Annotated in this window: 16 protein-coding genes; 14 read left to right on the forward strand and 2 right to left on the reverse strand. The window is 48.5% G+C overall.

Annotated features, from left to right (window positions below; all coding sequences use genetic code 11):
• The first annotated feature begins 32 nt into the window (after positions 1-32).
• Positions 33-1,091 carry a PorP/SprF family type IX secretion system membrane protein gene (locus tag OP864_RS08860; protein WP_270097861.1) on the forward strand — a complete coding sequence of 353 codons (1,059 nt, stop codon included), beginning with the start codon at positions 33-35 and terminating at the stop codon, positions 1,089-1,091.
• A 563-nt stretch (positions 1,092-1,654) separates the two neighbouring features.
• Here OP864_RS08860 and OP864_RS08870 read toward each other — a convergent pair.
• A complete protein-coding gene (locus tag OP864_RS08870) occupies positions 1,655-2,236 on the reverse strand; it encodes a hypothetical protein (RefSeq protein WP_270097862.1) in 582 nt (193 codons plus the stop codon).
• Between the two features lie 55 nt (positions 2,237-2,291).
• On the opposite strand from OP864_RS08870, the gene OP864_RS08875 reads away from it, so the two are divergent.
• The 13 genes from OP864_RS08875 to OP864_RS08935 all read left to right on the forward strand — a co-directional run bounded on the left by OP864_RS08875 (position 2,292) and on the right by OP864_RS08935 (position 17,986).
• Positions 2,292-2,768: a hypothetical protein gene (locus OP864_RS08875; RefSeq protein ID WP_270097863.1), complete on the forward strand. Its 477-nt coding sequence runs from the start codon at positions 2,292-2,294 to the stop codon at positions 2,766-2,768.
• 3 nt (positions 2,769-2,771) lie between these two features.
• A complete protein-coding gene (locus tag OP864_RS08880) occupies positions 2,772-3,155 on the forward strand; it encodes a hypothetical protein (protein WP_270097864.1) in 384 nt (127 codons plus the stop codon).
• Positions 3,156-3,281: 126 nt separating this feature from the next.
• Positions 3,282-3,920, forward strand: a complete 639-nt coding sequence (locus OP864_RS08885) for a peptidylprolyl isomerase (protein ID WP_245538533.1) — start codon at positions 3,282-3,284, stop codon at positions 3,918-3,920.
• Between the two features lie 13 nt (positions 3,921-3,933).
• A complete protein-coding gene (locus OP864_RS08890) occupies positions 3,934-4,647 on the forward strand; it encodes a PIG-L deacetylase family protein (protein WP_270097865.1) in 714 nt (237 codons plus the stop codon).
• 278 nt (positions 4,648-4,925) lie between these two features.
• Positions 4,926-5,798 carry an alpha/beta fold hydrolase gene (locus OP864_RS08895; protein ID WP_270097866.1) on the forward strand — a complete coding sequence of 291 codons (873 nt, stop codon included), beginning with the start codon at positions 4,926-4,928 and terminating at the stop codon, positions 5,796-5,798.
• Positions 5,799-6,118: 320 nt separating this feature from the next.
• Positions 6,119-7,666, forward strand: coding sequence for a hydroxymethylglutaryl-CoA reductase (locus OP864_RS08900; RefSeq protein WP_270097867.1), 1,548 nt, complete (start codon positions 6,119-6,121; stop codon positions 7,664-7,666).
• A complete protein-coding gene (locus OP864_RS08905) occupies positions 7,650-8,312 on the forward strand; it encodes a hypothetical protein (RefSeq protein ID WP_270097868.1) in 663 nt (220 codons plus the stop codon). Before OP864_RS08900 ends, OP864_RS08905 begins: the two co-directional genes overlap by 17 nt.
• Before the next feature lie 123 nt (positions 8,313-8,435).
• Entirely contained in the window at positions 8,436-10,205 is a 1,770-nt protein-coding gene (locus tag OP864_RS08910) for a MutS-related protein (RefSeq protein WP_270097870.1), read from the forward strand.
• Positions 10,206-10,589: 384 nt separating this feature from the next.
• Positions 10,590-12,008, forward strand: coding sequence for a hypothetical protein (locus OP864_RS08915; RefSeq protein WP_270097871.1), 1,419 nt, complete (start codon positions 10,590-10,592; stop codon positions 12,006-12,008).
• 348 nt (positions 12,009-12,356) lie between these two features.
• Entirely contained in the window at positions 12,357-13,031 is a 675-nt protein-coding gene (locus tag OP864_RS08920; protein ID WP_041329613.1) for a succinate dehydrogenase cytochrome b subunit, read from the forward strand.
• Between the two features lie 105 nt (positions 13,032-13,136).
• The gene (locus tag OP864_RS08925) at positions 13,137-15,140 is read left to right on the forward strand and encodes a fumarate reductase/succinate dehydrogenase flavoprotein subunit (protein ID WP_270097872.1); all 2,004 of its coding nucleotides are present in this window, start codon (positions 13,137-13,139) and stop codon (positions 15,138-15,140) included.
• Between the two features lie 39 nt (positions 15,141-15,179).
• On the forward strand, positions 15,180-15,953 hold the full coding sequence (locus OP864_RS08930) for a succinate dehydrogenase/fumarate reductase iron-sulfur subunit (protein WP_270097873.1): 774 nt from the start codon (positions 15,180-15,182) through the stop codon (positions 15,951-15,953).
• Between the two features lie 665 nt (positions 15,954-16,618).
• Positions 16,619-17,986, forward strand: coding sequence for an ankyrin repeat domain-containing protein (locus tag OP864_RS08935; protein ID WP_270097874.1), 1,368 nt, complete (start codon positions 16,619-16,621; stop codon positions 17,984-17,986).
• 44 nt (positions 17,987-18,030) lie between these two features.
• Here OP864_RS08935 and trpS read toward each other — a convergent pair whose 3' ends face one another.
• Positions 18,031-19,047, reverse strand: a complete 1,017-nt coding sequence (gene trpS, locus OP864_RS08940; RefSeq protein ID WP_270097876.1) for a tryptophan--tRNA ligase — start codon at positions 19,045-19,047, stop codon at positions 18,031-18,033.
• Positions 19,048-19,112 lie beyond the last annotated feature (65 nt).

Raw genomic sequence — 19,112 nt, forward strand, 5'->3', positions numbered from 1 at the left:
GCTGCTCTTTACAGCCTTTAAAATAGCCTATCATGAAACTGTCCAGACTCCTATATTTGGCGCTAGCTTGCTTCTTTGCTGGCTCTTCTCTACAGGCGCAGGATATCCACTTTTCACAGTTCTATGCTTCGCCCCTCAACCTGAATCCAGCAACAACGGGCGTGCTTAGCTGTGATATGCGCTTCTCTGCTATCTACCGAAATCAATGGGCGAGCGCTCTCGGAAATAAGGCCTTTAGTACCTTCTCCGCTGGAGTGGAAACTCGCTTTGATGTTGGTAAAAATGATTATTGGGGCCTTGGCGTGAACCTTTGGGCCGATAAGGCTGGTACCTCTTCTTTTAGTAATGTGCATGGCTCGGTTAGCGCTTCTTATATCAAGCGCCTAGGTGGCCGCCGTTCTAATAATATGTATTTGGTAGCTGGTGGTGCTGTGGGCTTCTCTCAAAGAAGTATCGAAACGCTTGGCCTTCAGTTTGGCGAACAATGGGATGGCGATACCTATAATGGCGCTAACCCCTCTGGTGAAAATTTGGCCAACTGGAATACCCGCCTCACACATGCCGATGTTCGCGCTGGCTTGTTCTGGTGGATGGCCCTCGATAAAAAAGATAAAAGCAATGTCTTCGCCGGTATCGCTTTTGACCACCTTACACAGGCTAATGTGGCCTTTATCGAAAATGGCTTCGACCCACTCTATATGAAAACTACGGTGCACCTAGGTGGTGATTTTCGCATCAAAAGACGCCTAGCCGTTGTGCCCAATATGATTATGCTTTTCCAAGGCCCTTCTACCGAGATTAACCTCGGCGCTACGGTCCGCTTCGATTATAGCAAACGCTCTTACTCTAATCAAGCTTTCGAAATTGGCCCTATGTTCCGCCTAGTGCAATCACCTACCGGAACTATCGCCTCTGATGCCGCTATTATTGCCGCTCGTATGCGCTACGGCAGCTCTACTTTTGGCCTCAGCTATGACCTGAATATCTCGGCCCTACGCCCCGCCACCAATTCTAATGGTGCTTTCGAGGTCTCTTATGTCTACACGCTTTGCGGCGTTCGCAATCGCAAAATGGGATGTCCTACTTTCTAGGATAGATTTAATACAATATTTTAGGTCCAGCTTTTTCTAAAGGCTGGGCCTTTTTTTTGGGGCCCGCGGCCGTTCCGGCCGCCGCTATGCTGCGGGGCTCGCAAGCCTGCTCGGCCCTGCAGCCGCCTTCGGCGGCTTGGGTCTGGCCCTTCAGGCCACCCGCTCCGCAGCGCTGGGCCTGCGGCGGCTTCGCCGCCTGCAAACCGCAAAAATGGTATTCGTCGCTGCCGCTCCTCATCTGTTGATATGTCCCCGCCCACCCTCCCCTCTACGGGATTCCTTAGGGAATCCCTCGGGGAGTTTGGACCAAGAAAAAAGCCGCCCCGCCAGGCAGCAACTGGCCTAGCGATGTGTAGCAGTGGCCGTCAGGCCAGACCAAGGCGGCAGAGCCGCCGCAGGGCCGAGCAGACTTGCGAGCTGCGGAACGTAGCGCCGACGACCAAAGGGAGGCGGAGGCCCCAAAACAGCAGCGAGCCCCAAAGCGACAACAAGGCCTTTAGGCCGCAGTTCGACGACCAAAGGGAGTAACCGCCGACGACCAAAGGGAGGCGGAGGCACCAAAATTACCAAAACCTAAAACTTAAGGTCGTCTGCATATAGATTCCCGAAAACTCCTCGAAGTTGGCCCCAAAGCCATAGCTATAGGCCCCCCGAACTCGCCAAATGACTTGCCGGGTATGCAAGAGATTGAGGCCCAAAATAAAGGCCGCCCGAGAACGGGCCTTCTCAAAATCAGACCGCTGGATACCGCCATATTCTAGCCCCCAAAAGGGAACAAAAACAGCCCGCTTGATGCGATCCTCAAAGGAAAACTCGACCCCCAAAGAACTACTCAGCATAGAGGTGGTATCTTGCAATTGGCTGCGCAGCAAAGCCGCCTGAGCATAGACCCGAAAATAAGCGGGGCCCGTCCGAGCATGCGCCCGATTCCGCATATAAAGATTTAGGCCAAACTCAGGCCCAATAAATGCCCCCAAACCCTTATCTTCATAGGGCAAAAATGCCGTAACCCCCAAATTGGGCCCCAAATGATCAAACCAATGAAATGGGGCAGGAGCGCCATTGATAATCCTCGCATCTTCCTTTTGTCCAAACAATAAAGTAGCCCCAAAACTGAAAATCAAAATCAAAAAAATGTTTTTCATATCATCTAAGTTTAGTTGTTGTTTAGATGAATGAATCACTTTAGCCCCCTATATTATGCTTCTTCAATTTATTGGGCTCCAAGCCCAGCTCCAAATACAACGCTCAGAACCAGCGGCAGAACTTGCGCAAGCCCTGGCCCCGCTGCTGGCCAATGAACAGCAACCCAATGCCCCCTTTATGGGCCAAATTAAGGGGGAACGCATCCATTTTCGTCGAAATAAACCCGCTCAGGGACTCAGTTTCCCCATTTGGATCAAAGGCCAGTGGCATAGCTGGGGCAAAGACCAAAGCGCGCTCTTTCTGCAAATTTCTCCCTCCAAATGGGTGCTGGCCCTTTTTGTTATCTTCCTGCTTTTTATTTTGGGCCTGAGTTTCGTATTTTTAGGCCTTAGCCAATTAGACCAATGGATAGATCTCGTTTTTTTTCTGCCCATCCTCTTCTTTTTGGCCATTTTCGGCCTATTTTACACGGCCCTCAAACAAGAAGTACAACATCTTAAAACCGAGCTAAACCGCTTGCTGCAACCCTAATGTATGGCCGAACCAACAGAAGATTGGGAGTTCGATTTCCAATGGCTACAACTCCGCCACCAATTTAAAAATCAACTCCAACTAGAAAGCCTGCCCAACCTACAGGCCATGCTCCTACTCGTCGGTATCCAAGAACTTGGACAACTGAAAGAGGAGTTTACCAAAGAGGAAAAACAAGACCTCATGCAGCTGGCCTCTTGCCGCCTTTTGGCCTATGAAGGCTATTTTGAGTTTGAAGGCCTAGATGCCGAGGGCTGGCCACATTATCGCAACCTTGGCCTAGCCCCAAAAATGGGCATCAAAGAGCAAGAAAAACTCCTTAAGTCTCTACTGCTCCGATATGCCAAAGAAGAATTAGGGCTGCCCAAAGAAGAAAATCCCAACTAAACCAAATATTTATTTTCATGTTCTAATAATAATTGTAGCTACATGAATACATTTTATCGGCAATTGCCTAAGTTTGCATTGCTATTTTTTGTCACATTTATGCTATTTAGCGCCTGTCAAAAGCCTATGTTTAATCCAAAATCTGCAGAATATTCTCCTATCATTGAGCTGCAAACGACTAAAGGAAATCTGCAAATCCAATTGTACGCTTCTACCCCTAAACACCGCGACAATTTTGTAGAACTCGTGAAAGAAGGCTACTATAACGGCTTGCTTTTTCATCGTGTCATTGCCAACTTTATGGTGCAGGGCGGCGATCCCGATTCTAAGGAAGCTAAGCCTGGCCAATCTTTAGGTATGGGTGGCCCCGGCTATCAAATTGATGCCGAACTAGGTGTGAATGCCGATAGTACACTCAATCATATCCATCTTAAGGGCCGCATTGCTGCCGCTCGCCAAGGTGGAATCGGCAACCCCCTTAAAAAGTCTAGCGGATCACAGTTTTATATTGTGCAAGGCCAAAAGGTAGAAGAAGATTTCCTCCAAAAAGTAGAGAATATTCGCAAGTTTAAATATTCAGAAGCGCAGAAGAAGGCTTATCTAGAAAAAGGCGGAACGCCCCATCTAGATGCCGATTATACCGTTTTTGGAGAGTTAGTGGATGGCGAAGAGGTGCTAGATGCTATTAGCAATGTCCCTTGCGATCAGATGGACCGCCCTATGCAAGATGTCCGCATCATTAAGGCCGTGATCGTAAAGGGCTAAACGCCTTTTAATCATGAAAATACTCTATGTCTTCCCACATCCCGATGACGAATCTTATGGCCCTGCCGGCGCTATTTATCAGCAACTGCAAGCCGGGCATGAGGTCCACCTCCTGACCCTAACAGAGGGGGAAGCCACCCGAATGCGCCATAAATTGGGCCTTTCTAAAGCAGAAATGGGCCAAGTCCGCCGAAAAGAAATGGAGGCGGTAGCGCAGGTCTTGGGCCTTTCTTCGCTTACTGTCTGGACCTGGCCCGATAGCCAGCTTCAAGATCTCGACCCCCGACCGCTGGTCCAAGAACTCAAGGCATTTATCCAGCAACTGAAACCTGAGATCCTGGTCTCTTATCCTGTCCACGGCATTAGCGGCTTTCACGACCATCTGGTCACGCATAGCCTCATCAAACAATGCTTTTTGGAGCTAAAAACGGAGGGGCATTCGCCGATCAAACGCTTGGCTTTTTATACCATTCCGGACCATGGACAAGCTACTTTCAGCGGAGATTTTATCCGTATGCGCCATTCTACAAAAGAGCGGATCGATTGCATTGAGCCGCTTTCGGCCCAAGCGATACAGAAGAATCGGGAGGCCCTGATGGCTTATGAAACCTATCAAGAGGTCATTGAAGAGTCGGGGATTCTCAACAAATTGGATGAGAAGGCCCATTATGAGTTTTTTCAAGAAAATTTCGAGCCGCCAGTCCAAGAACTAACGGCTGGCCTTTAAGGCTCAAAAGTCACTGCTTAATCAATTAGGCAGTGACTTTTTTTTTATCTAAGGATTTGGGGCCTCAGCTGCGGCTTCGCCTTGCTGCGGACTGTGTCGCGGCTCGCAGGTCTGCTCGGCCCTGCAGTTTTTTCGCTTTGCTCAAAAACTTGGGTCTGCGGCTTCGCCGCCCCGCTTTCCATCCCTAGGCCTGCGGGCGCTTCGCGCCCTGCTACATCCAAAAAGGGCCAAAAAAACCTAAAAAAAAACTGTACTTTAGGCCAGCCAAATCAATCACTATGCAGTTAAGAGACCTCTTATTTAAGTACACCACCGACGCCTCTCGTTTTTTGGTTGTAGATGATATGCTCATCCATTATCGAGATGAGGGAACTGGAGAGCCCTTGCTCCTTTTGCATGGGGCTTTTTCTTCTTTGCATACCTATAACGAATGGACCAAATACCTCAAAAGCCATTATCGAGTAATTCGCTTAGATTTGATGGGTTTTGGTTTGACAGGCCCCAACTCTACGGGCAATTACACCATGGAAAATCATATTCGGGTGCTCAAGCAGTTTCTGGATATTTTGGGCCTAGAGCAGTTTCATTTGGTGGGCAATTCGTTGGGGGGCTGGATCAGCTGGGAGTTTGCCTATCGTTACCCTCAGCGGGTCAAAAAATTGGTCCTTATCGATGCGGCGGGTTTTATGGAGGAAGAAAATGTGCCCTTACCCTTTAAATTGGCCCAAGCGCCCATCTTTGGTCGGGTGGTTAAGTATGTGGTTCGGAAACCTATTTTAGAGAGTTTTTTGCGGCAGGTCTACTACGATAGTGATAAAGTGACCAATGCCTTGGTAGATCGTTACTACGAGCTATTTAGTCGAGAGGGAAACAATGACGCCTTTCTCAAGCTCGTCAATTCGCCTTATACGGACCATAGTCCATTTTTGAAATATGTGAGCAACCCCACCTTAGTGATGTGGGGGAGAGAAGACATGTGGATTCCGGTCCATAATGCCGATCGGTTTCATAAGCTACTGCCTCATTCTTGGCAAAAGATTTACCCTAGGGTAGGGCATATCCCGATGGAGGAAATTCCGGAAGAAAGTGTTTTGGACCTCTTACATTTTTTGCAGGAAAGTGCGGAATTTGCCCATATTTCTGAGGGCTAAAAAAATAAATGGAAGAAAAAAAGGACTCCTTTTGCAAAGCTTGCAGAATATTTAATAATTTAATCTTGCCTTAGATCTGCGATCTACAGGCCCGCAGGGCCGCAGGCTGAGGGATGGAAAGTGGGGCGGCGCAGCTGCAGACCCAGCAGGCGAAGCCTGCGCAGGGCCGAGCAGACTTGCGAGCCACGACACAGCCCGACCCGAGCGAAGCGAGTGGGCAGCCCCAAAAAAAAGTTCTTAGCCGAATGAAAAAATAGTCTTTTTAGCCATAGAACTTATTGAAGAATTTGATCTTGAGTGAGTTCATAAAATGATAACCCATGTTAGTTCCAAGCCTTATCCTTAAGCAACTGTACAACTTTAATAGCCTAGCGAATGTAGAGGGCGGTTTGCAGTTCATGATGAAAAACCGTTTGAGCGATACGCAGATTACCCAACTCAAATCGGTGCGTATTGGAGACCATCGGCTGCAGGCAGCTGAAATTACGCTTTTGCTAGAAGATGGCAGTCAGCGGGCTGCGGCTAGTTTGAGCGAAGCAGCGCCCTTAGATTTGCCCCTAAAGGCCAGTTTTAAGCTACATTGTGCCATGCCCCAATTGCCTAATGGAAAATATGAGGTAGAAATTGTTTTTTCTGCTCAGCCTTTTGGCGAATTGACCTTGGTGGTAGAAGATGGGCTTTCGGATAAATCGGAGCCTACGGTGAGCATTCCTAGAGACCGGAGCGATGACTATGGCGATGCTATTATTAAGGAGCGTCAAAAGTTTGTAGAGGATTATACGGGGGCCAAAATGGAGCATGTTGGGCAGTACTCTTTTGATCCGCATAGTTGTGATGGAAACTGCGAGCACTTTATTGGAGCGGCTCAGATTCCATTGGGTGTTGCGGGGCCTTTGCAAGTAAATGGAGAATTTGCCCAGGGCGAGTTTTTGATTCCATTGGCCACCTCAGAAGGGACCCTAGTGGCCTCTTACAACCGAGGCATTAAGGTTGTTAACCTTTCTGGAGGGGTAAAATGTACGGTCCAAAGAGATTCGATGCAAAGAGCGCCCGTTTTTGTTTTTGAGGATGCCCGTGCTGCTCGTGACTTTGTAGACTGGGTAAAGGTTAATTTTGCCAAAATTGCCGAAGAAGCCGAGGCCACCTCTAGTGTGGCTCGTTTGCAATATATTGATCCCTATTTGGCCAATAAATTTGCCTATCTCCGCTTCAACTTCTTTACGGGAGATGCTGCGGGGCAAAACATGGTGGGTAGAGCTACTTTTGCGGCCTGTAGTTGGATTCTAGACGCCTATAAGGAGCATAAAGTAGAGCACTTTTACTTGGAGTCGAATTTTGCGACAGATAAAAAAGCCTCTCAGGTAAACATCATGCGTACTCGAGGAAAGCGAGTAACTGCCGAGGTCGTACTCAAGCGAGATGTACTCATTCAAAATATGCGGGTAGAGCCCGAAAGTTTGGCCTACCACTATGGCGTGGCCAATATTGGCTCTATTATGTCGGGCGCCAATAACAACGGTCTACACTCGGCCAATGCTATTACGGCCATGTTCATTGCTACGGGTCAAGATGTAGCCAACGTTTCAGAATCTTCGGCGGGCTTGGTCTACTGTGAGCTCACGCCCGAAAAAGACCTTTATTTCTCGATTACCATCCCTTCGCTGATTGTGGCCACTTTTGGAGGCGGAACAGGTCTAGCCACGCAGAACGAATGCTTGAGCATGTTGGATTGTGTAGGCCGCGATAAGGTCAATAAGCTAGCTGAAATCATTGCGGGAGTAGTGCTTGCTGGAGAAATTTCTTTGGCCTCGGCCATCTCCTCTTCCGATTGGGTATCTAGCCATGAACAATATGGAAGGAACCGATAGGCACCGTTTTTGCCTAGGAAGGCTAGCAAAAGAGAAAAAATTGCTGCAAATTTTATCTTTTTTCGCTTTTGTCAATTTACTTTCCGTAAAAACTGTAATTTTGCAGTGCTTTTATTTTACACAAAATCACACATCTATGAAAAATCTTGTGAAATTTCTTTCGTTCGCTGCTCTAGTTGCTGCTTTCACCACTTCTTGTACTGAAGACGACCCCTGTAAAGACGTAGTTTGCGGCGACTTCGGTAGCTGTAACGAAGGCGTTTGCGAGTGTGTTTATGGCTATGAGCAAGATGCTGACGGCCTATGTAACACTACTTGGGCTGCTAAGTTTGCTGCTGGCCCCAACGCTCCTGCTGCTGACACTGTTTTTGGAGACAATGGTGCTTTCGCTCAGACTTACAACATGACTGTTACTGTAACTGACTCAGTAAACCTTTCTACTACTAACTTGGGTGGATTTGGTGCTAACAATGTTGTAGACATGGAAGCTACTAGCAGCTACGATCTTTTGATCAACGATACTGATGTTACTGGCCGCGTATTCAACGGTACTGGTACAATCAGCGGTAGCGAGATCACTTTGAACTACACAGTGACTTATAGCGATAACACTGTAGATACTTGCGAAACTGTTATCACAAAATAATTAGGACTTAATTCCTAAATGTTTAGGCCCAGCTTTTCTAAGCTGGGCCTTTTTCTTTTTTTGTGAACTCCAAACTGCGCCTTATTTTGCGCTCGTCAAATTTTTGCCCCTAAATATAGCCACATGTCTATCTACGCTCAACGCCTCGACCAATTTACAGCTGCCCACAAACAGGCCCAACAACAGTTCAATCTGCTGAGTATTGCCCGCCTGATTACGGTGGGGCTATTTATTATTGCTGGCTATTATTATCTCGATAATCAGGAAAGCCTCTGGGCTTATTTGCTGCTAGGCAGCACGCTGGCCTTTTTTGGCCTGCTCCGCCTGCACGATCAGGTAAAACGCAAACGAGACCGCCTCAAGGAACTTTGTATTATCAATGAGCAGGAGCTGGCCCATACCCAAAATGGAGAGCTTCCCTTTGATGATGGTCAGGCGCTGGCCCCTCAAGATCATCCCTATTCTCATGATCTCGATCTTTTTGGCCCTAATTCGCTCTACCAATTGCTCAACCGAACAGCTACCCCTATGGGCCAAGCCGCTCTCCAAAAAGATTTGTTAGAGGGCCTAGAACAGGCCGATATTCTGGCCCGACATGCCGCTATTGAAGAGCTTAAAGCCGAACTCGACTGGCGGCAAGAGTTTTTGGCCCAAGCTCGCCTAGCACCCAAAGGGAGCCAAAGCCTTTATCCCGATTTTTTGCGCTGGACCCAAAGAGAGGCCTCCAAATTACATCCGCTGGCCAATCTCCTCCGCTTCCTTTTTCCCATCGGCCTTTTGCTTTCCGCTATCGCCTATCTATTTACTTTTAGCCTGCTTTGGGAACGCTTGACCGAAGCCTTTTTTATCCTCAATATTATTTTGGTCCAACGCCATCTTAAGGCCATTCAGGCCGAAAGCCTACAACTGGACCGCCTGAGGCCTACACTCCGCCAATACGGTATCCTCCTCCAATTGTTCGAGAAGAAAAGCTGGCAATCTCCTTTACTCCAAAATATGCAGGCCAATTTGCGCAAAAATGGCCCAGAAGCCGCCCAAGCTCTTAGCCAATTGGGCCGCCTGCTGGCTGGCCTCGATAGTATTAGCAATCTGGTCGGCGCCCTGATCTTTAACGGCATCGGCGCTTATCATCTCCACCTTTTGGCCCAACTCTACAATTGGCGGAAAAAATACGCTAAGGAACTCAACGAATGGTTGCTGCTGCTAGGCGAGCTCGAAAGCCTGAATTCCTTGGCCAATTTGGCCTATAATCGCCCCGATTACCAGTTTCCCGAACTGCAAGATACCCCCGATTTCTATTTTGAAGAGCTGAAACATCCGCTGCTTCCCCCAAAACAGGCGGTGGGCAACGAACTCGATCTCCGCCAACAAAAATTGATTATCCTCACGGGCTCCAATATGTCGGGCAAAAGTACTTTCCTCCGCGCTATGGGCCTCGCTATGGTCATGGCTCGCATGGGCTCGGTGGTCGCCGCCAAAACGGCTCAATTACAAGCCCTGCCGCTCTATCTGTCAATGCGTGTCAATGACTCCCTCAGCGAAAATGCTTCTTACTTTTTTGCCGAGGTCAAACGCCTGCAAACGATCTTAGAAGCCCTGAAAAAAGCACCCCATTTTGTCCTCCTCGATGAAATTCTGCGCGGTACAAATTCCGACGATAAACGCAACGGAACCCTGGGCGTACTCCGAAAACTAGTGGAGTATAAGGCCGTTGGCGCCTTGGCTACACACGACCTCGAGGTCTGTGCTCTACAAGCCAATTATCCCAATTATTTGCTCAATGCCTGCTTTGAAGTCGAAATCCGTGAACAAGAACTCTATTTTGACTATAAACTAAGAACGGGTATCTGCCAAAATCAATCGGCCAGCTTCCTGATGCGGAAATATTTGTAGCGGCTTGTATGTATAGGTTTTGGGGCGTTACTCCTTACAGTCGTCGAACTGGCGCCTCTTCGAGGCTGGTTGTCGCAGCAAAGCTGCGGCGCTACGTTTACTCCCTTTGGTCGTCGAACTGGCGCCCCTATAGGGGCTGGTTGTCGCAGCTCGCAGGTCTGCTCGGCCCTGCGCTTCGGTGCTACGCACCTTTGGTTACTCCCTTTGGTCGTTGAACTGCGCCCTAAAGGGCTTGTTCTGGTCTGGCCTTCGGCCACCACTGCACATCGGTTACTCCCGTTGGTCGTCGAACTGCGGCTTTCAGCCTTGTTGTGGCCAGTCGCTTCGCTCCTCTGCTATGCGCCAAAAATGCCCTCCTCTTCATCCGTCTAAGAAAAGGGACCTATGTACAAGAGTAAATTATTTGCCTTATATCGCTCCTTGGGAACTGCTCAACAGCAGCGCCTAGGCCGCTTTTTGTCTTCTCCCTACCACAACCCAAGAGAAGATGTTTTGGCCCTTTATGATTATATACACAATCATGCAACCAAAACAGACCGCCAATCACTACGTAAAGAAACGGTCTATGCCGCCCTTTTTGAAGGCCCCTATAAGGTGGCCAAAATGGACCATCTGATGTCTATGCTCCTCCAACTGATCGAACGCTTTTTATTGGTCGAACGCATCGAGCAAGAACCCCTAGAATCGCAAATCAAATTAAATCGCAGCTATCTGGAATTGGGCCTCGATAAGCATTTTAGACAAAGCTGGCGAAAAGCCGAAGCCCTAAGAGAAGAGTCTCCGCTCCGAGATAGTAATTACTATAGATACGGCTATTACTTAGAGTACCAACGCTACGAACAGTCTACCTCAGAACGTAGACACCAAGCCAAAAATCTACTCAAGTTGAGCCAAAGCTTTGATATTTACTTTCTAGCCGAACGCTTCAAACAAGCTTGCCTGATGCTGGCCCATGAAGCAGTCTATAAGGTAGCGTACGACCGCAGCTTAGTCAAGTTATTAGAGCAGTATGTCTTGCAAAATACTCAACTCTTGGCCCAGGATAGTCCTCTTTCCCTTTATTTTTATTGCTACCAAAGTTTACTCCCGCCTTATCCCGAAGCCAGTTTCCAAGCCTTTAAAAAGGCCCTGCTTGGCCCAGCTCAACTCGCCCTGCCCAAGGCCGAACTCCGAGACCTCTATCTATTGGCGATCAATTACTGTATTCGCCGCTCTAATTCTGGACAAAAACACTATCTCAAAGAATTACTCTATTTCTATAAGTCGGGCCTGCAAGAAGGGATCCTCATCCAAAATGGCCGCCTGCCAACAAGTAGCTTTAAGAATATGGTTAAGGCTGCCCTCAAAAGCAAAGAGTTTGCCTGGGCCAAGGAGTTTATTGAGCAGTATCCACCCTATTTAGACCCCAAGCACCGAGCCGCTTATTTACATTATGCCCAAGGCGAATACTATTATTATTTGGGCCAATATGAACAAGCTATGCTCGCCCTACAAGAAATTGAGTTTGGCGATATTTTTATGAATCTGAGCGCCCGCCTGCTCTTGCTCAAAATGTACTACGAATTAGGCGAACTAGAGGCCCTAGAAGCCCAAATCAATAGTATGAAAATCTATTTGCAACGTAAGGACCAACTGGGCTACCACCGAGAGAATTATAAGAATATTCTCTACTTCTGCCGCCGCCTCCTCCAATTAGCTCCATACCCCAAAATAGCCGAGAAAAAAAAGCTAGAGGCCGACATCCAAAGCCGCCAACCCTTAACCGAAAAAGACTGGCTGCTCGAACAATTGGCCAAAAAATAAGCAAAACAAAAGGCCAGGCAGCTAGCTGCCTGGCCTTTTGCTTGCCCTGAGCCTCCCCTCTAGGCCCAAAATTAGAAATCTAAAACTATTCTAAATAAGAAGCAACTAGGCCTTTAATTAAGCAAAAAGCGGGCTCTTGGGTTTTGATATAGTAATTTAGATATAAATCTGGCTCAGAAGATAAGCCTTTTACCCGCCCTTTCTGTAACTATCTTTACAAAAAAGGGAAGAAAGAGGACAAAATTTAATATTTTTCGGCCGCTTTGTTTGTAGCAAAAAACAGACAAAATTGGGAGAAATATCTTCTTCTGAGAACGAAAACACATTATCGAACCAAAATCTTGACACATGAATTGGGTAGTCAAATTTCTTACTTCATCTTTGGGCAAAAAGCTCATCATGAGTCTTACCGGTCTCTTTTTATGCACCTTTTTGGTGGTGCATATGATTGGTAACCTGGCTCTGTTTGCCGATGCCGACGGTCATAGTTTCAACGAATATGCCGAGTTTATGGCCCACAACCCCCTCATTAAGACGGTTTCTTTGGGCCTCTATTTCTTCATTTTTCTGCATGCTGTACAGGGAATTGCTATTTGGGTATCTAACCGCAATTCTGCCGGAGGAAGCAGCCGCTATAAGGGCAGCGAAAAAGCTAAAACAGAAGCTAGTGCAGCTTCTCGCAACATGATGTGGCTAGGCGTACTTATCCTCGCCTTTTTGTTGTTGCACATGGCGCAGTTCTGGCTCAAAGCTAAGTTTACTGGCCTTACCCGTGAAGGCGACCTATACTATGAGGTCTCTCTTGCCTTTCAGCAAGAATGGGTGGTGATTGTTTATCTATTAGGCTTGTTTGCACTCTCTGCTCACCTTTTGCACGGCTTTCAGTCTGCTTTCCAAACTTTGGGACTCAACCACAAAAAGTATACTCCCGTTGTTAAAGCTATCGGAGTTGCCTTTGCTATCCTTGTCCCTCTCGGATTCGCAACTATGCCAATCTTCTTCTATGTTAAGGAAATGCTCTAGATGGCGCAAACTATCTAAGTAGTTAGCTGTTAGTTTATTAGCAGCGAAATGTTTGGCTCTGCCAACAGTATTCAAACTCGACTTTAAAAAAATAATCATACTCTTATGAGAAAGTTAGATTCTAAAGTACCTCCTGGTCCCTTAGCCGAAAAATGGGTTAAGTATCGTTCAACTATGCCACTAGTAGCCCCCAATAACAAACGTCGCCTAGATGTTATCGTTGTTGGTACTGGCCTCGCTGGTGCCTCTGCTGCAGCAACCCTAGGAGAGTTAGGCTATAATGTTTCTTGTTTTACTTTTCATGATAGCCCCCGCCGCGCTCACTCTATCGCCGCTCAGGGTGGAATCAATGCCGCCAAAAATTACCGAAATGATGGCGATAGCGTTTACCGCCTTTTCTATGATACCATCAAAGGGGGAGACTACCGCTCTAGAGAAGCTAATGTGCATCGCCTAGCCGAAGCCTCTACCGATATTATTGACCAATGTGTGGCTCAAGGGGTTCCCTTCGCCCGCGAATATGGTGGAGAACTCGCTACCCGCTCTTTCGGTGGGGTACAAGTATCTCGTACCTTCTACGCTCGTGGCCAAACTGGTCAGCAGCTTTTGTTGGGCGCCTATAGTGCCCTCTCTCGCCAAATCTCTTTAGGTAGCGTGACGATGTATAACCGCCACGAAATGCTCGATTTGGTAGTCGTAGACGGTAAAGCCCGCGGAATTATCGCCCGTAACCTCCTCAACGGGAAAATTGAACGCTATGCCGCTCATGCCGTTGTGCTCGGTACCGGCGGATACGGTAATGTGTATTATCTCTCTACTAACGCTATGGGATGTAATGTCTCTGCCGCTTGGAGAGCCCACCGCCGTGGTGCCTATTTTGCCAACCCTTGCTATTGCCAAATTCACCCCACCTGTATTCCCGTTTCTGGCGATTATCAGTCTAAATTGACGCTGATGTCAGAATCGCTCCGTAATGACGGACGTGTATGGGTGCCCAAGGATATGGCTATGGTCGAAAAACTCCGCAAAGGAGAAGTTAAACCCGAAAATGTAGCCGAGGAAGATCGCGATTATTACCTAGAACGCATCTATCCCGCTTTCGGTAACTTGGTCCCCCGTGATGTAGCCTCTAGAGCCGCTAAATATGTTTGTGATGAAGGACGTGGAGTTGGACCAACTGGCCTCTCTGTTTACCTAGATTTCTCTACAAACACTATGCGCTACGGCCGCTCTGTCGCTATCTCTAAAGGCCAACCCGATGCCTCAGAGGCTAAGGTGAAAGAATGGGGTAAAGAAGTGATTTCTGCCAAATATGGTAACCTCTTCGAAATGTACGAGAAGATTACTGGCGAAAATCCCTACGAAACACCCATGCGTATCTATCCCGCTATCCACTATACGATGGGCGGACTTTGGGTAGATTATAACCTAGAAACTACTATCCCCGGCCTCTTCGCCCTAGGGGAATGTAATTTCTCTGACCATGGCGCTAACCGCCTCGGTGCCTCTGCCCTGATGCAAGGTCTAGCCGATGGCTATTTCGTTATCCCTTACACTATCGGTACTTTCTTGGCCAACGAAATCCGTACGCCCAAGATTAGCCCCGAACAAGCTGCTTTCGATCAAGCAGAAAAAGAAGTGAAGGAACGTATCGAGAAACTACTTAGCATCCAAGGAAACCGCTCTGTAGAGTCTTTCCACCGCGAACTAGGCGTAGATATTATGTGGGAGTACTGCGGTATGGCCCGTAATGCCGATGGCCTCAAAACAGCGCAGCAAAAGGTCCGCAAACTCCGCGATGAGTTCTGGAAAAATGTATTCGTCCCCGGCGCTGCCAACGAATATAACCCCGAACTCGAAAAAGCGCTCCGCGTAGCCGATTTCTTCGAACTCGCTGAGGTGATGATCATGGACGCCCTAGACCGTAAAGAGTCTTGCGGTGGCCACTTCCGCGATGAATACGCTACTCCAGAAGGAGAAGCCCAGCGTAATGATAAAGAATATGCTTATGTAGCCGCCTGGGAATTTAAAGGCCCCGGCCAAGCCGAACTCCACAAAGAAGAACTCACCTTCGAAAATGTAGAGCTCAAAACGCGTAGCTACAAGTAATTCTTTTCACATCTATTGACTATTTAAACTCCATATATTATGGCTCATGACGAAATTAGACTGACGCTCAACGTCTGGAGACAAAAAAGTGCAGGCCAAGCCGGTAAGTTCGAAAGCTATCAGGTGACTGCCAATACGCATATGTCTTTCCTCGAAATGTTGGACGTCCTCAATGAACAACTCAACTCCCAAAAGAAAGACCCCGTCGCTTTTGAACACGATTGCCGCGAGGGAATCTGCGGAGCTTGTAGCCTCGTAATTAACGGCCGCCCACATGGCCCTATGCAAGGTACCACTACTTGCCAATTGCATATGCGCCACTTCGATGATGGCGATACGATCTGGATCGAACCTTACCGCGCTAAGGCCTTCCCCGTAGTGAAGGACCTGGTGGTAGACCGCTCTGCCTTCGACCGCATTATCCAAGCTGGAGGATACGTTTCTGTAAATACTGGGGGTACTCCCGACGGTAACGCTATTCCTATCGAACAAGAGGTGGCCGCCAAGGGCTTTAATGCCGCCGCTTGTATTGGCTGTGGCGCCTGTGTGGCCGCCTGCCCCAATGCCTCGGCTATGCTCTTTACTTCTGCTAAAGTGACGCATTTGGCCACTATGCCGCAAGGACATGTAGAGGCTCAACAACGGGTACTCAATATGGTCAGCCAAATGGATAGCGAAGGCTTCGGTCTTTGCTCTAATATTGGCGCCTGTGAGGCCGAATGCCCCAAGGAAATCTCTATCGAGAATATCGCTCAGATGAACCGCGAGTATATTGCCGCTGTCTTTGGCTCTAACCGCCAAGCGGCTAAATAAACCGCTTCCTCTGATCCCAATTTATACTGGTCAGTGCCTCCTTAGGTGCTGACCTTTTTTTTGGGGCCTCCGCCTCCCTTTGGTCGTCGGCGCTACGTTCCGCAGCTCGCAGGTCTGCTCGGCCCTGCGTCGCCTTCGGCTCCTTGGTCTGCGGCTGCGCCGCACTGCTGCACATCGCTAGGCCGCTCAGCTGCCTTTCTTTAGCTTAAGTTTCTTCTTCGGCCTTTGATCTCTGTCAAATAGGGCAAAAAGGTTTTGATGGGTTGTTCTGCCGCAGCCAATCTTGCTGGGCCATCATCTTGCTCGCCGCAGGAGCTTAAAAGCCCCTGCTTCTTGGATAGAAGGCAGGGACTTAGATTTTTCAGGTCCTGCGGCTTTTAAGCTGCAGGCCAAGGGGACTGCCAAAATCTAGCTTAGTTGTTCCGAAATTGGCTGCGGCTTTTAAGCTGCAGCTATGATGGCCGAAGGCCAAAGGCCTAGCGATGTGCAGCAGTGGCCGTCAGGCCAGACCGAGCCGCTGAAAGCGGCGAAGGGCCGAGCGAAGAGCGAGCTGCGAAACGTAGCGCCCGCCGAAGGCGGGAGGCCCCAAAACCCCTAACTACTTGCAAAAGACCTAATTGAGACAACTTTTTGAGGAGAAAAAACGTCTTGTTAATAAAGACCTAATGAAAGCAACTGTACTCTACTCCCTTATTTTTATTTTCTTGAGCTACCTAGGCGCCGCCCAAAGCTTTGAAAGCCCCGAAGAGCTCCTTTTTGCCGCCATATTTGATCAAGACCTAGAGCAGGTAGAGGCGGCTTTGGGACAGGGGGCGCAACTAGATAGCCGCTATACCTATAGCCGCTATGCCGAGGATTGTTTTTATTGGACCCCCATGATGGCCGCCTGTGCCATGGGGCAAGTCGAGTTTGTGCGGCTGTTGCAGGATAATGGGGCAAGCCTTTGGGCCCCCTTGACAGAAGGTTGGCGCTCTGCCGGACCATTAAGCCAGAAGGGGAGTAGGCCCTTACATGTAGCTGCGGCCTACGGAAGCGTCGAGGTGGCGGAGTTTTTACTGCAAAGAGGCGCTTTGGTCAATGCTGGCCCCAAGCATTATACCCCCTTATTTTATGCCCTGCAGGCCCCCGAGGTCAAGCGAGAAGAGCTCATTAGCCTATTGCTCTCTTATGGGGCCGATTATCGACAGCCGGGGATCTTGGCCGAAGCCATTGCGCAGGGCGAAATAGACTGGGCCAAAAAATGGTTGCGCAAACAAGCCTCTGCCAAGGCCAAACGCCCCAATTGTCAGGGCGCCTGTAGTCCCTTAGAATTGGCCATACAAAAAGAAGCCAACGAATTACTGCCGCTACTCAAACAAAAAGGGGCCAAATTGGCCGCCACAGCAGGAGCGCCCCCCTTATTAGAACAGGCCTTTTGGGCCCAAAACCTCTTTGCTTTTCAGTGGCTCTACCGCCAAGGCTTGCGACCTACATCCGATTTGATCGAATTGGCCAAAAATAGCTCCTCGAGCTGGCAGAAAATCTTGCAAAATGGGCAGCTGCAGGCCGAAGATCGCCGTTTTTTGGCCCTGCTAAAAGAGCCCGTCTTTCAGCAAATTGAACTGAGCGAAGAACCCCTGAAAAATATGCAATGGCGCAGCCTGAGCGGAGGCTTTATTAGCCTGAAGCAATTGCAAGGCGAATGGCTGCTGATTGTGCCCTGGGCCAGCTGGTGCGAAAGCTGTAAAGAACAGCTCCGCTCTTTGCATAAGTTAGACAAAAAGCAGCAAAATTGGCGGATTTTAGTCATTTCTCTAGACCCCAAACCCTATCCCTTAGAAGATTTTATGAAGGCCGAAAAACTGCCTTTTTTGGCCGCTCATGATCCTCAGCTTCATAGCATTAAGGCTTGGGATTGGCGGGCCCCCGAATTGATTTTGCTAGACCCCCAAGGCTGGCAACGCAGCCGCTCTAAGCAGGCCCTAGACTGGCACAAAAAGCCCCTTAGCCGCTTTTTGCAATTGCAGCGAAAACGCTATCCCGCTAGACCATAAAAAAAAGGGCGACCGAGAAACGGTCGCCCTTTTTGGTTACTACTTTAGAAGCGAACATTGCTTAGGCCAGCCAAATCCTTGACCTCCTTAATGCAGTCCTGGGCTCGTTTCCGAATCTCTTCGGAGCTGGCCTTAATTTGTTTCTTATACTCCTTTTTATTGCTCAAAACCTCGGCTCGTTTTTCCTTAAAGCCGCCAATCAATTGGCCCAAAGCCGTTTTTGCGGCCTCCTTGAGGTCCTTATAAGAAAGTTGTTGGTTGGGATCCTGATAAATGGCCAATAATTGCTCATGCTCAGTGATATGTCCAGCCGCCTTAATCAAAGTAAAGAGGTTGTCTACCCCTGGGCTCATGATGCCTTGGGCCTGTTCGGCTCCCGTATCGGTCACGGCAGAACCCACCTTCTTAAAGAGGCGAGCCTCTTCTTCAAAAACACTGATATAATGCTTTTCGCCTAGGCTTTTGCTCATTTTGCGGTTGGGGTCGGCCAAAGAGCGAATCTTAGGCGACTCCGTAAATAGGGGCTCGGGTAGCTCAAAAAACTCCTTGCCCACAGCCTGATTGAAGCGAGTAGCAATATTGCGAGTAAGCTCTAGATGCTGCTCTTGGTCCTTGCCCACAGGCACATAATCGGCCCGATAAATTAGGATATCGGCAGCTTGCAAAACGGGGTAGCTAAACAAAGCCGCCGAGATAAAGCTATCTTTTTGGCCCTCTTTGACCTGTTGGCTTTTGTCCTTAAACTGCGTCATGCGGCTCAGTTCGCCATAAGAGCAAAAACAGCTCAAAATCCAGCAGAGCTCGGCATGTTCGGGCACCAAAGATTGCAAAAAGAGATATTCTGGCTTGACGCCTAGGGCCAGAAGATTAAAAATCATGTTCCAGCTATTCTCCCGCAGTTTTTTGGTTTTATAGGGCATGGTCATGGCATGATAATCCACCACCCCAAAGGTACAATCGTAGTTTTCTTGTAGGCGCACCCAATTTTGGACCGCCCCAAAGTAGTTGCCCAAATGAAGGTCTCCGGTAGGTTGAATGGCTGAGAGAACGCGTTTTTTCATCTTCTTAAAAGTTCTTGGACCCAAAGGCCCACATGGTTATAGTAAAGAATCAAAGTTAAAAATCT

The sequence above is a fragment of the Saprospira grandis genome (genome assembly GCF_027594745.1).
Lineage (GTDB): Bacteria > Bacteroidota > Bacteroidia > Chitinophagales > Saprospiraceae > Saprospira > Saprospira grandis.

Excerpts from the sequence above, each read along its gene's own strand:
- OP864_RS08860 (WP_270097861.1), top strand. The coding sequence starts at position 33 with ATGAAACTGTCCAGACTCCTATATTTGGCGCTAGCTTGCTTCTTTGCT.
- OP864_RS08870 (WP_270097862.1), bottom strand. The coding sequence starts at position 2,236 with ATGAAAAACATTTTTTTGATTTTGATTTTCAGTTTTGGGGCTACTTTA.
- OP864_RS08875 (WP_270097863.1), top strand. The coding sequence starts at position 2,292 with ATGCTTCTTCAATTTATTGGGCTCCAAGCCCAGCTCCAAATACAACGC.
- OP864_RS08880 (WP_270097864.1), top strand. The coding sequence starts at position 2,772 with ATGGCCGAACCAACAGAAGATTGGGAGTTCGATTTCCAATGGCTACAA.
- OP864_RS08885 (WP_245538533.1), top strand. The coding sequence starts at position 3,282 with ATGTTTAATCCAAAATCTGCAGAATATTCTCCTATCATTGAGCTGCAA.
- OP864_RS08890 (WP_270097865.1), top strand. The coding sequence starts at position 3,934 with ATGAAAATACTCTATGTCTTCCCACATCCCGATGACGAATCTTATGGC.
- OP864_RS08895 (WP_270097866.1), top strand. The coding sequence starts at position 4,926 with ATGCAGTTAAGAGACCTCTTATTTAAGTACACCACCGACGCCTCTCGT.
- OP864_RS08900 (WP_270097867.1), top strand. The coding sequence starts at position 6,119 with ATGTTAGTTCCAAGCCTTATCCTTAAGCAACTGTACAACTTTAATAGC.
- OP864_RS08905 (WP_270097868.1), top strand. The coding sequence starts at position 7,650 with ATGGAAGGAACCGATAGGCACCGTTTTTGCCTAGGAAGGCTAGCAAAA.
- OP864_RS08910 (WP_270097870.1), top strand. The coding sequence starts at position 8,436 with ATGTCTATCTACGCTCAACGCCTCGACCAATTTACAGCTGCCCACAAA.
- OP864_RS08915 (WP_270097871.1), top strand. The coding sequence starts at position 10,590 with ATGTACAAGAGTAAATTATTTGCCTTATATCGCTCCTTGGGAACTGCT.
- OP864_RS08920 (WP_041329613.1), top strand. The coding sequence starts at position 12,357 with ATGAATTGGGTAGTCAAATTTCTTACTTCATCTTTGGGCAAAAAGCTC.
- OP864_RS08925 (WP_270097872.1), top strand. The coding sequence starts at position 13,137 with ATGAGAAAGTTAGATTCTAAAGTACCTCCTGGTCCCTTAGCCGAAAAA.
- OP864_RS08930 (WP_270097873.1), top strand. The coding sequence starts at position 15,180 with ATGGCTCATGACGAAATTAGACTGACGCTCAACGTCTGGAGACAAAAA.
- OP864_RS08935 (WP_270097874.1), top strand. The coding sequence starts at position 16,619 with ATGAAAGCAACTGTACTCTACTCCCTTATTTTTATTTTCTTGAGCTAC.
- trpS (WP_270097876.1), bottom strand. The coding sequence starts at position 19,047 with ATGAAAAAACGCGTTCTCTCAGCCATTCAACCTACCGGAGACCTTCAT.